The sequence below is a fragment of the Desulfatiglans sp. genome (assembly GCA_012513605.1).
GTDB lineage: Bacteria > Desulfobacterota > DSM-4660 > Desulfatiglandales > HGW-15 > JAAZBV01.
Window position 1 is genome coordinate 1 of record JAAZBV010000062.1, and the last position, 11406, is coordinate 11406.

Genomic DNA, 11406 nt, shown 5'->3' on the forward strand with positions numbered 1-11406 from the left:
TCTTCCAGCTCTTCTTCAGGGGCCTCCTCAATATCAACCTCCTCATACTCATCATCCCCTATCTCATCAACAGCTTCCTCCTCTATCTCGTCAACCTCTTCTTCCTCTGTCTCATCTTCAGATATTTGCTCAAGCTCTTCATCAGGCACCTCTTCAATATCATCAATATCATCAATTATTTCACCTTCTGCCTCTTCCTCTGAAAGCTCCTCTATCTCCTCTTCAGGCACCTCTTCAATCTCACCAACATCGTCAATGAGTCCCTCAACAGGCTCTTCGATGATCTCAAACACTTCTTCATCTACATCTTCCTCAACCTCCTCTTCAGAGACCTCATCTGCATCCACCTCTTCTTCCTCTATCTCATCTTCAGATATTTCCTCAAGCTCTTCATCAGGCACCTCTTCAATATCATCAATTATTTCATCTTCCGCCTCATCCTCTAAAAGCTCCTCTTCAGGCATCTCTTCAAACTCATCAACCTCGTCAAGAGGCTCTTCTATAATATCCGCATCATCTTCATCAAACTCTTCAAGCTCTTCTTCCTGTATAATTACCGGCCTCTGGGGTTGGACTGAATAAACCGCTTCACCCGCGCCTTCCCCTTGAACAGGCTGAGCCCCTGTTGGCACCCCCCCCTGGCTCACAATGGATATCCCCACTTTGCCTGAGATATCCCTGATCAGCTCCTTGAGCTGCTCAAATTTGGCGTTCTCTTCAATGCCTGACTCCCTGTTTGAGATAAACTCATTTATAACACTCAACACATCTGTGATTTTATCCAGTGGAATCTGACTGCTTCCGCTGCCGCCATATGAGAATGACTCAAGTATCTCGCTTTTTGCCTCTTCAGACATGTCAAAGATATTTTTCTGGTTTATTATTATGCCCTCTTTATTCAGGCCATCGCTGTATAGTTTTTTAAGGTCAGAGTTTACTGTAGATTTAATGCTGTTGTAGTTTTTTCTTCTGCTCCTGATAAGCCCATGGTCATCACCTGTTTCCCAGAGGGTTTTCACCAGAAAATCGGTATCTATCTCTTTTACAGAGTCAACATTATCCCCGGATGAGCGATACTGATCTCTTATTGTGCTGATGAGTTTTGACTTTAAAGAATTCCTGTTTGTATAACGCAGATTCTTTATCGCCTCGTCAATACCTTCATATGTTACAATTGACCTCAAAAATGGCTCCTTTTATAAATACCTATAAAACCCTAAATAAACTTTTTAAGCAGGAATCGTGCCTGTTAAAAAAATATCGGATATTGTACCTCCTTCTTGTCTTTTGATAGCCTGCCAAGTAGAAAACCGCTGTTACTCTTTCTTTAAATACTCAATTGATTAAAAAAATGACCTTTTAATCAGCAGGTAATGTCAGCATTTTGACGGAATCCCCCATGTTTCCTGTTTTTTAATGGTGATATTGCTCAACCAGGCAGAAAAATGGGTGGCATAATATTTGCAAAAATTCGATTAAAACGAGTATCCATTAATAAGCAGGAGATGATGACCGGGGCGCATCACTTTTATGGGAAAGATCATATGTATTTCAAGCCAGAAGGGAGGGGTAGGAAAGACAACAACCGCTGTTAATCTTTCAACTGCCCTTGCCCTTGCAGAGAAAAAAACCCTGCTTATTGACATGGATTTTCAGGGACATGCAACAGGTGCAATAACGGCTGAAGGTAAAAAGATGGGAAAAGGGATATATGATGCCCTGACCCTGACAATCCCTGTGGCGGAGACAATAAAGGGGTCAGAAATAGAGTATTTAAAATTGATCCCGGCAGACATAAGGCTTTTAGGCGTAGAGCATGATCTCAGGTCACATGATGATCGCGAGCATATACTTGATAGAACGCTTGATCGGATAAAAAATGAATTTGATTTTTTAATTATAGACAGCCCGCCTTCATTGAGTTTCCTCAGTGTAAACGCGATAATTGCGGCTGACTGTTTAATAATACCTTTGCAGTGCGAGTATTTTGCACTTGAATCACTTGGTCAGTTTTTTACTGTTTTTAAGGGTTTGATGAAAAAATTTAAGGCTAAAACAGAGATAGGCGGGATATTGCTTAATATGTTCGACCCTCATGAAGCACTTTCTGCAAGGATAGCAGGGGAGGTAAGGAAAAGTTTTAATGGCATGGTATACAGGAGTGTAATTCCAAGGTACCGCAGCAATAAGGAATCTGCCTGTTACGGAAAATCAATAATCCTTACTGATATCTTATCCGATGGGTCAAAAGGTTTTATTTCCCTTGCAAGGGAGATAATAGGTTCCATGTGTTGTAATGAGGAGTAAGATATGAAAATAACAAATTCTGAGATAATCAAAAATGGTGAGCAGGAGTTGATGGATGCTATTACAGCGGACCTTGACTGGGGTGCAATCGAGAAGATTATCATGAAGGAGCATAACCTCCATATTGAGGAGGATATAGAATACAGGAGCGGCGATATAGTTGCTGTGGATAATCAGATTGCCTATAAGCTTTCATTTGAGGTTAAGGTAAATCTTTCAGTGCTGCTTGACAGGAACGGCGATTATCTTTCAGTAAATATCGATAACAGAAAAGAGTTCACCGGTGAAAAACCATACCCATCTTCTGATAAAGATAAGGATATCCTTGATGATCCTGCTCCTGATCCTGCTGATGATATGGGTAAAAAGGTAGATAATATCCTGGACAATATAAAAAGTGCTGCATAAGATCCACCTGAAGAGGATAAAGGATAAACAGGAATAATTATGGGAAATGATACTTTACAGGAAGGCGCCGTAAAAAATCAGAATGGAGCGAATCAGGAACAGCCGGGCGGACAGGCGGCTGGTTCGGGCAATATGCCCCTGATAAAGGAATTCAATGATATACTGGGCATTCATATTGAACATCTGCTTGGCACAAGGTATGGAATAGATGAACTGGAACTTAATATATTTTCTGTCTCATGCGTTGTGCTGCTTGCTACACGGGAGACTGAAATAGAGACCTTCCCGGCCCTGCCCCCGCCGCGCTATACAGTTTCCACTCTTACCGAAGAGCTGGCTGAGATGAGTATTGAGCCGGAAAGCGATATTATTAATGTCATAGAGGATATGAAAAAAAAGAATTACCTGAAGATCACCGATGAGCGTATGTTCTGCAATAAACCCATGATCAGCATGGCACAGCTTTTTGATCGTATATTTCCCAACATGCCGGGCCTTAACCTGGTTGCATATCTGGGGCAAATGATAGACGAGGTGACAGCAGGTAGAAAATCACAGACAGATGCATCAAAACAGTTTCACCAGATGCTCGATATCCAGGGTGTGTCTGTTAATGAAGCGGCAGCTAAATCCGCATCTGCAAAAAAAAGGTTCTCTCATCTGAGGATCGGGGATGACACCCCTGCCGAAAAAAAAGAAAAGAGGCCGGTTGTTATCCCTGTAAAACCGGTCAATATCTTCAGCCAGCTGAAGACAGACAAGGTAATTAAACCCTCTTCAATCATTAAAGGTATTCAACAGCAACCAGAGGTTTCCCGGCCGGCTGTAACGCAGGATTTATCTGTCTCCAGTGCTTCAAACATAGCTCAGGGAGCGGAAACAGTTGGTTTACCTGAAACTGGCAGACAAACAACAGATATCAATCCTCCCCAGGATATCCATGACCCTGAAGCTGAACCCCATGAGGATGAGAGAGATATTCAGGATGCAGCCTCTGAAGAGTTTGAACCTCTTGATGACAGGGAAATAGAGGACAGGATTCTTGAATTTGAGGCACAGCTCGGCCTCAAATGCCCGCTGTGCGGTACTGGCAGTATCAAAACTAGTGAGACAGCAAAGGGAAAGTCCTATTATCACTGCTCAAGCAGCGGCTGTACTTTCATAAGCTGGGGAAAGCCCTATTATATTGACTGCCCGAAATGCGCAAGCAACTTCCTGATTGAGGTTACAGACAGCAGCGGAAAAAATTTTCTGAAATGCCCGAAGGCAACATGCTCACACTGGCAGAAATTCCCCTGGGAGATGTCAGGTTCTGATGCAGATGATACTGTGACGGTTTCCGATTCAGGAGATACAAGCGCACCGAAAAGAGTGGTGCGCAGGAAAAGAAGGGTTATAAGAAGAAAGAGATAACCATCGCAGGATTATTTCATATAGCAGGTTTATACTGTTCAGGCTTGTCTTCCAATAGGCCTTACAGACATTACCGAACAACCTGCCTTGCGTATGACTCTTTCTGTGGTTGCCCCAACAAACAGTGATTCTACAAGGCTGTGCCCCCTTACGCCCATGATCACGAGATCAATATCCTCTACGTTGGCAAATTTAACAAGCTCTTCATGGGCAATACCGGAAAGAAGGCGTGTCTTGGGTTTGCACCAGTTATGCGCCTCCTCGGGCACAAGGGCTTCGAGCTGGTCTTTGAGCTGCTTGTGCAGGCTCTTTCTGATCTCCTCGCGTGCCCCCTGAACAGATGTAGGGATATCCTTATAACGGGGGGTTTCAAGTACATGAACAATATAGAGGTCTGACTGGTATTCCTGGGCCAGGGCCAGGCCATATTCAAGGGCGAGGTTTGAATCATCTGAAAAATCAGAACCGACAAGTATACGGTTGAACTTGATTTCCTTATCTTTGGTAAGCGCAGGGTCATTTTCCGGGCCATGAACAGTAAGAAGCGGGCATGGAAGGCTGTGCATCAAATGTTCTGTAACAGAGCCCAGTACAAGCCTTTTAAGGCCTGCCCTGCCTCTAGTTGCTGTAATGGCCATGTCAACCCGGTTTTCCTGTGCAAGGCGGGTTATTTCATCTGCGGCATTACCAATAGTAACAAGCGGTTCCCAGTTGATGCTGTATTTCTCCATTATACGCTTCAAGCGTTTGTGGGCATAATCTTCCATATGCGTAAGCTGGGATTCAAATGCGTATGTGGCCTCACCGTACATGGTGGCGGAAGAGAGGTCAATCACGTGGCACAAATAGAGTTTCGCGTTATACTCCCTGGCAAGAGAGACCCCATAAAAGACCGCATGATTGGATAACTCTGAGAAATCGGCAGCGCACATGATATTGTCCAGTTTTACACGCATTTTTATGACCCTCCATAGATTTTTTTATTAATAAGTATCAAAGGTCGCCGATTTAAGCAATAGAGAATTAGAAATATGGAATAGATATCAAGTTAAATATTTTACAAAATCAGATAAATTCAGTATAAATCAATATCAAACAAACATGAGTATAGGTAATGGCTGATAATCGTAGGAAAAACATTAAAGCAGTATTAGAAGAATGTTTCTGGGGGGAATATACTATTACAGTAGAGGATACTATTAACCGGCTTGATAAAAAAGACACTGACTTTATAAAATTTCTGTTTTCAAAAATAATTGAAAACAGCAGATATCCTTCTCGTCATATTAAGAATCTTTTTTCGCCAGCCATTTATAATTCTCTTATTAAAGAATATCAAAAAAAAGCAGGGGATAAAAAACGATTCAGGCTTATCTACGCTAATCCTACCGGAAACTACGATAATGTCCCGGAGTATCAATAGAGGCGTTAGAATATAGTAATATATATATATTACAGGACAAGGTGCTGGAGGCGATTTTCTCTGTAGAAACCTCCTTGTATCTCACCGGAGGGACATGCCTTTAATAAATTTATAAGCGATATGAAAAATAATTACACTGGCATGGTAAAGCATATCACAGGATTATTGGCATAGTGGCCATCCAGAAAGAGACAAATTCTGGATGAGGCTTTCAGCAGTCAGCTAACTCTTTGGTTTGAAAGTCTTTTGGTGAAAGCTGAACGCTAATGGCTGACTGCTTGAATCCAAAAACGACAGTTTTTGGATGGACACTGGCATAATATTTTTCTTCTTACCTTGTGCACCTTGTCCCGCCATAGTGCATTGTCGTCAAGCTAAGGCGAAAAGCAAAAGCCTGCAATATCTCACACAGAGGCGCAAAGAACACTAAGAAAATCAAATGTTTTTTACATAATATTTTTTTGTTTCTTAACTTTGTGAGCTTTGTGACTTTGTGTGAGACATGGTTTTTCGTCTTGAATTATGAATAGCTGTTTTTCTCAGGGATCTTTATCTTATATCCCTTACCAGTAATATGTTTTGGGTACTATATTTTTGTTAACTTGACGCGAATACGCCATAGCTTTAACGACACAGATGCTCCTTGCACCTCTTTCTCGCTGTATCCTCTGTCGAAGGTGAACACCCCTTGCGCCTTGTGCCCTTTTTTATCATTGACATCCACATTCTATTGCTCTATCATGAGTAGCATTTCTACTCGTAATAGGAGTGAATTTGAACGACCTTTTTTCAGGATTAATCGCATCAAAGACAAGGATAAAGCTTCTTGTAAGGCTCTTTTTTAACCCTGATGCCAGATCATACCTGAGAGAGCTGGCAAATGAATTCAATGTTTCAACCAATGCAGTCCGCGAAGAGCTGAACCAGCTTACAGATACAAAATTTCTCGAATCCGAAAAGGATGGCAGGCAGGTCTATTACAAAGCCAACAAAAAACACCCCCTTTTTCCTGAATTAAGGTCAATGGTAAACAAGGTAATGGGTCTTGACCAGGTTATAGACAGTATAGTGACAAGGTTAGGGGACCTTGAACTTGCCTTTCTGCTGGATGATTACGCAAATGGAAAGGATACCGGGATCATGGACCTGCTCCTGGTGGGAAATATTGATGAATATCACCTTAATGATTTGAGTAGAAAAACCGAAAGATATATCAAGAGAAAGATACGGCCACTGGTCCTGACCAGGGAAGAATATGAGGATCTTAAGCCAAAGCTGGAAAACCGGCCAAGGCTATTGATCTGGGAAGCCCCGCGGAAATAGAAATATTTTTATTCTATTGGCCATCGGTATATATTTTGCAGAATGTCTTGAGAAATGTAACTCAAAGGGCGGAGCTGTATAAAAATAGAATATTGAATTTAGGAAATAGTAAAGAGTAAATAAATATAAACACCTTGATTATAGCCATACAGATAGCTATAATAGTAAAAAATGATTTATGAGGTTAATAATGCAGGATCAGATCTCTATTGCTGAGGCAAAAAATAAATTACCGATGATAATACACTATGTAGAGAAAGGCCCAAACATTCAGCTTACAAGACGCGGAAAGCCGGTAGCTGTATTATTGTCTATCAGAGAATATGAACGGCTAAGTCAGAAATCCACTGATTTCAGAGATGCCCTGTTGAAATTCAGAGAGGGTATAAATATGGATGATACAGATATTACCGATGTCGACTTTGAAGATTTAAGAGATACTGACTCAGGGCGAAAGGTTGAGTCGTAAAAATGAAGTATCTCCTGGATACGAATATTCTTTCAGAGGCGGTTAAAACACATCCTGATAAATCAGTTATGGATATGCTGCAAAAAAATGCCAGTGAGATTGCTACAGCATCACTTGTATGGCATGAACTCCAATACGGATACAGGCGTCTCCCTGAATCCAGAAAAAGAGATATTATTGCAGCCTTTTTAAATGATGTTGTTTTACCTGCAATCCCAATTTTACCCTATGATGAAAAAGCGGCTGAATTGCATGCCGAAGAGCGTGCAAGAATGTCATCAAGTGGGGTTACCCCGCCCTTTGTTGATGGTCAAATCGCATCAATAGCTGTGGTCAATAATTTAATACTTGTTACAAGAAACATCTCTGATTTTAAAGGATTTAAAAATATAAAACTCGAAAACTGGCATAATACATCTGCTGCATCACCAAAACCGGTAACCGGGAGTTAGCTTACAACTAACAATTATCTCAAAAAATTATATGAAAAATAAAATAAACATACTGGTTGTTGGAGGGGCTGGCTATATTGGCTCCCATATGTGTAAATACCTTTTTCAAAAAGGGTATACCCCTGTTGTGCTGGATAATCTTGTTTATGGGCACCGTGAGGCAGTAAAGTGGGGTCCCTTTATTGAAGGACCTATGGAAGATGAATTGCTGTTAAGTAAGATTTTTAAAGACTATAGCATACAGGCTGTAATGCATTTTGCCGCCTTTGCCTATGTTGGGGAGTCAGTCACTGACCCTGGCAAATATTATCTTAATAATGTATCAGCATCCATTTCTTTATTGGAATCAATGCGAAGGCATAATATCAATAATTTTTTATTCTCTTCCAGTTGCGCCACATATGGTGAGCCACTGGAAATACCTATAACAGAGAGCCACCCACAAAACCCCATAAACCCATACGGCAGGACTAAACTGATGGTGGAGCAGATCCTGATGGATTATAAGCTTGCTTATGGGATCAACTACACATCACTGAGATATTTTAATGCAGCAGGGGCAGACCCTGATGCAGAAATTGGCGAAGATCACAACCCTGTAACCCATATAATACCGCTGGTTCTTCAGACTGCCCTTGGCCAGAGAAATGAGATAAGCATCTTCGGGGATGATTACCCTACTGAAGATGGCACATGCATACGGGATTATATTCATGTAACAGACCTTGCACAGGCGCACCTGCTTGCACTGGAAAGCATGCTGAATAATAATACCGGTGGCATCTATAATCTGGGAAATGGTGAAGGCTGTTCAGTAAAGCAGGTGATCGAGACCGCTAGAAAAGTTACCGGAAAAGATATAAGAACATCTGTAACAGGCAGAAGGGCCGGGGACCCGGCTGTATTAATAGGCTCATCTGCAAAGGCAGTGAACAACTTAGGCTGGAAACCTCAATATGGAGATATCAAAAGCATATTAGAAACCGCATGGAGATGGCATGAGAAACACCCGACTGGATATAAATAACAGGGTATAACTTTTAAGCAATCTATTTTTTTACAGGAACAATCTACCCGGAACAGGTTTAAATATCTCTTCGTAATCCATTAGAAAGATGGTACACTTAATACAAAATTCAGATTAATATTTTAATGAGGTTTATATAAATGGGCATCAATAAAAATCCTATTTCCCATTGTGTGTCATGTAATACGAACGACCTCCTCAACTATTTTCACGAGCACATATCATCCGATGGGATAGAGGAATAAAATGGATACAAAAAATGCCCCTAAGAAAAAAATTAAAAAGCGTGATTATAAAACCTTATATGAATTAAAGAAGCGTCTAAATGATAATATCCCTCTGCTTAATATCAAGCTCTTTGGTTCGAGGGCAAGAGGTGACGCGGGGAAATATTCCGATATGGATGTCTTTATTGAAACAGAAAAGATTGATAGAGAGATAAAAGAGATCATAAAAACCATTGTATGGGAAGTATCTCTTGAAAATTCTGTTATTATTTCGCCTTTAATTTTTTCAAAAGATGAATTGACAAACTCTCCTTTAGCCCATGCGCCTATCGTGAAAAATATTTTTGAAGAGGGCGTAAATATATGAGTAATATGCAAATCCTTTATCAATACCGATTGGATCAGGCAGAAACAACTCTCAGCGACGCCAAAAAAATGTATGAGGCAAAGGTTAGTCCTCGCTCAGTGATTAACAGGGCATATTATGCCATGTTTTACAGCCTTTTAGCCCTTTATATTAGGGTTAATTTAAATATTAAGACTTCCAAACACAGTGGAGTAATCAGTATTTTTGATAAAGAGTTTATTCTCCCAGGAAAGATAGATAAAAAATATTCAAGAATGTTGCACTCTGTTTTTGATGATAGGCAGGAGTTTGATTATAAGGAATTGGTTGAAGTTACTTTAGATGATTCAGTTAATGCAATTAGTAATGCTGAAGAGTTTATTGACGCAATAAAAAATTACATCACTTCATTGTGATGCACATCAAATAGAAAATATAAAAATTATTACCCTTGATGAATTTCTATAATGCCTAATCATAATGATTCACAATATAGGGGCTCAATAACCATCTACACCCCTGAATCCTCATTGAGGAATCCTCTCCGCCTTCTACATGATATGTTCCGCGATCTCATTAATGGCCGTGAGCTTGCGTGGAGGCTTGCTGTAAGGGATATAAGCGCGCAGTACAGGCAGACAGCTCTCGGGCTTCTATGGGCATTTATATTGCCCCTTGCGCATACCGCCACATGGATATTCCTGAATGGCTCCGGAATTGTCAGTATTAGAGACACAAACCTGCCCTATCCGGTTTATGTTTTTACCGGAACAATGCTCTGGGCCATATTCATGGATGCCGTAAACGCGCCGCTTCAGCAGACCACAAATGCCAAACAGATGCTGGCAAAGAATAATTTCCCGCGTGAAGCGCTTGTTGTTTCAGGCATCTATCAGACACTGTTCAATGGGGCAATTAAGATATTATTAATGCTCATAGTCATTATTATTTCGGGCATCTATCCTGGATGGAGTCTGATATGGTTTCTACTGGCAATCCTGTCGCTTATTCTCACAGGCACAGCACTGGGTCTGCTTATTACACCTGTAGGGCTGTTATATACTGATGTAGGAAAATCACTGCCTCTTCTCATGCAGTTCTTAATGTACCTGACACCTGTGGTATTTCCCATGCCTAAAGGCGGATTAGCAGCAATAATCTACAACCTGAACCCACTTACACCGCTGATAACCACAGCCCGAAACTGGTTAACTGGCGCCTCATCTGAATTTTTTAGCTATTATCTTCTTGTTAATGGTTTTGTGCTTTTCCTGCTCCTGATGGTCTGGGTCATCTACCGGGCTGCAATGCCGATTTTGATAGAGAGGATGAGCGCGTAAAAATGACAAGAGTCCAGAGTCTAACGACAAGGGTCAATAGATTAAAAATAGGAGAATAATTCAGCATGGAAGAGAAACCTGAGTTTAGATTTGAAAAGCTTGATGTGTGGCAAAAGTCTATAGAATGGGTCGATGAGATTTATAGTGCGGCAAAATTATTTCCCCCTGATGAGAGATTTGGACTGACATCACAATTAAAAAGGTCATCAATATCTGTTGCCTCAAATATTGCAGAAGGCTCTGGCAGGTCTTCAGATAAAGATTTCGCGAGATTTATTGAAATAGCATACGGGTCTTTAATGGAAGCTGTTTGCCAATGCATGATAGCAAAAAGACAAAAATTCATATCTGGTGAAGATTATAAATAAATTTATTCAGGTGCACAGGAATTGGCAAAAATGTTGAGCGGATTAAGAGCTTATTTAATAAAGGCCAGAGATTAGAGACCAGAGATTAGAGACCAAAGAACAGTGACAAGAGACATGAGACAAGAAACTAGAGTCAAGGGGTTAATTTTCGTCTCTCTTGACTCTCGACTTTAGTCTCTTGCCTATCAAAATATTCTATGTCAAAAAATGTAAAGATGAGATGTAAATAATGGAAAATGATTTACCTCAGGTTTCAGGTCTCAGCCCTCAACCCTCTCATCAGGTTTCAGGTCTCAGCCCTCA

At 40.8% G+C, this 11406-nt stretch carries 14 protein-coding genes; 12 read left to right on the forward strand and 2 right to left on the reverse strand.

Features of this window, described 5'->3' with window-relative positions:
- The coding region (locus tag GX654_07890; GenBank protein NLD36773.1) for a hypothetical protein at positions 1 to 1184 on the reverse strand (1184 nt) is incomplete at its 3' end.
- 346 nt (positions 1185 to 1530) lie between these two features.
- Here GX654_07890 and GX654_07895 point away from each other — a divergent pair.
- From GX654_07895 to GX654_07905, 3 genes are read left to right on the forward strand one after another with little or no spacing between them, the layout of a single operon-like run.
- The gene (locus GX654_07895; GenBank protein ID NLD36774.1) at positions 1531 to 2307 is read left to right on the forward strand and encodes a ParA family protein; all 777 of its coding nucleotides are present in this window, start codon (positions 1531 to 1533) and stop codon (positions 2305 to 2307) included.
- Between the two features lie 3 nt (positions 2308 to 2310).
- On the forward strand, positions 2311 to 2715 hold the full coding sequence (locus GX654_07900; protein ID NLD36775.1) for a hypothetical protein: 405 nt from the start codon (positions 2311 to 2313) through the stop codon (positions 2713 to 2715).
- 39 nt (positions 2716 to 2754) lie between these two features.
- Positions 2755 to 4128 carry a hypothetical protein gene (locus tag GX654_07905; protein ID NLD36776.1) on the forward strand — a complete coding sequence of 458 codons (1374 nt, stop codon included), beginning with the start codon at positions 2755 to 2757 and terminating at the stop codon, positions 4126 to 4128.
- Positions 4129 to 4166: 38 nt separating this feature from the next.
- On the opposite strand, the gene GX654_07910 is transcribed toward GX654_07905, so the two are convergent.
- A complete protein-coding gene (locus GX654_07910; GenBank protein NLD36777.1) occupies positions 4167 to 5084 on the reverse strand; it encodes a universal stress protein in 918 nt (305 codons plus the stop codon).
- A 158-nt stretch (positions 5085 to 5242) separates the two neighbouring features.
- Between GX654_07910 and GX654_07915 the strand changes: the two genes are divergently transcribed.
- The 9 genes from GX654_07915 (at position 5243) to GX654_07955 (ending at position 11103) form a co-directional block, all read left to right on the forward strand.
- Positions 5243 to 5551, forward strand: coding sequence for a hypothetical protein (locus GX654_07915; protein NLD36778.1), 309 nt, complete (start codon positions 5243 to 5245; stop codon positions 5549 to 5551).
- A 774-nt stretch (positions 5552 to 6325) separates the two neighbouring features.
- On the forward strand, positions 6326 to 6874 hold the full coding sequence (locus tag GX654_07920; GenBank protein NLD36779.1) for a winged helix-turn-helix transcriptional regulator: 549 nt from the start codon (positions 6326 to 6328) through the stop codon (positions 6872 to 6874).
- Positions 6875 to 7064: 190 nt separating this feature from the next.
- Complete coding sequence (locus GX654_07925) at positions 7065 to 7343, forward strand: type II toxin-antitoxin system Phd/YefM family antitoxin (protein ID NLD36780.1); 279 nt, start codon at positions 7065 to 7067, stop codon at positions 7341 to 7343.
- Between the two features lie 2 nt (positions 7344 to 7345).
- Complete coding sequence (locus tag GX654_07930) at positions 7346 to 7795, forward strand: type II toxin-antitoxin system VapC family toxin (GenBank protein NLD36781.1); 450 nt, start codon at positions 7346 to 7348, stop codon at positions 7793 to 7795.
- Between the two features lie 31 nt (positions 7796 to 7826).
- The gene (gene galE / locus GX654_07935) at positions 7827 to 8822 is read left to right on the forward strand and encodes a UDP-glucose 4-epimerase GalE (GenBank protein NLD36782.1); all 996 of its coding nucleotides are present in this window, start codon (positions 7827 to 7829) and stop codon (positions 8820 to 8822) included.
- A 246-nt stretch (positions 8823 to 9068) separates the two neighbouring features.
- Positions 9069 to 9416 (forward strand): hypothetical protein, encoded by a 348-nt coding sequence (locus GX654_07940; GenBank protein NLD36783.1) that lies wholly within the window; start codon positions 9069 to 9071, stop codon positions 9414 to 9416.
- A complete protein-coding gene (locus tag GX654_07945; GenBank protein NLD36784.1) occupies positions 9413 to 9811 on the forward strand; it encodes a HEPN domain-containing protein in 399 nt (132 codons plus the stop codon). Before GX654_07940 ends, GX654_07945 begins: the two co-directional genes overlap by 4 nt.
- A gap of 51 nt (positions 9812 to 9862) precedes the next feature.
- On the forward strand, positions 9863 to 10735 hold the full coding sequence (locus tag GX654_07950) for an ABC transporter permease (protein NLD36785.1): 873 nt from the start codon (positions 9863 to 9865) through the stop codon (positions 10733 to 10735).
- Between the two features lie 65 nt (positions 10736 to 10800).
- Positions 10801 to 11103, forward strand: coding sequence for a four helix bundle protein (locus tag GX654_07955; GenBank protein NLD36786.1), 303 nt, complete (start codon positions 10801 to 10803; stop codon positions 11101 to 11103).
- Positions 11104 to 11406 lie beyond the last annotated feature (303 nt).

Bases quoted from the DNA above. Each gene is read 5' to 3' on its own strand.
- GX654_07895 (NLD36774.1), top strand. From the start codon at position 1,531: ATGGGAAAGATCATATGTATTTCAAGCCAGAAGGGAGGGGTAGGAAAG.
- galE (NLD36782.1), top strand. From the start codon at position 7,827: ATGAAAAATAAAATAAACATACTGGTTGTTGGAGGGGCTGGCTATATT.
- GX654_07930 (NLD36781.1), top strand. From the start codon at position 7,346: ATGAAGTATCTCCTGGATACGAATATTCTTTCAGAGGCGGTTAAAACA.
- GX654_07940 (NLD36783.1), top strand. From the start codon at position 9,069: ATGGATACAAAAAATGCCCCTAAGAAAAAAATTAAAAAGCGTGATTAT.
- GX654_07925 (NLD36780.1), top strand. From the start codon at position 7,065: ATGCAGGATCAGATCTCTATTGCTGAGGCAAAAAATAAATTACCGATG.
- GX654_07955 (NLD36786.1), top strand. From the start codon at position 10,801: ATGGAAGAGAAACCTGAGTTTAGATTTGAAAAGCTTGATGTGTGGCAA.
- GX654_07905 (NLD36776.1), top strand. From the start codon at position 2,755: ATGGGAAATGATACTTTACAGGAAGGCGCCGTAAAAAATCAGAATGGA.
- GX654_07945 (NLD36784.1), top strand. From the start codon at position 9,413: ATGAGTAATATGCAAATCCTTTATCAATACCGATTGGATCAGGCAGAA.
- GX654_07900 (NLD36775.1), top strand. From the start codon at position 2,311: ATGAAAATAACAAATTCTGAGATAATCAAAAATGGTGAGCAGGAGTTG.
- GX654_07915 (NLD36778.1), top strand. From the start codon at position 5,243: ATGGCTGATAATCGTAGGAAAAACATTAAAGCAGTATTAGAAGAATGT.
- GX654_07910 (NLD36777.1), bottom strand. From the start codon at position 5,084: ATGCGTGTAAAACTGGACAATATCATGTGCGCTGCCGATTTCTCAGAG.
- GX654_07950 (NLD36785.1), top strand. From the start codon at position 9,863: ATGCCTAATCATAATGATTCACAATATAGGGGCTCAATAACCATCTAC.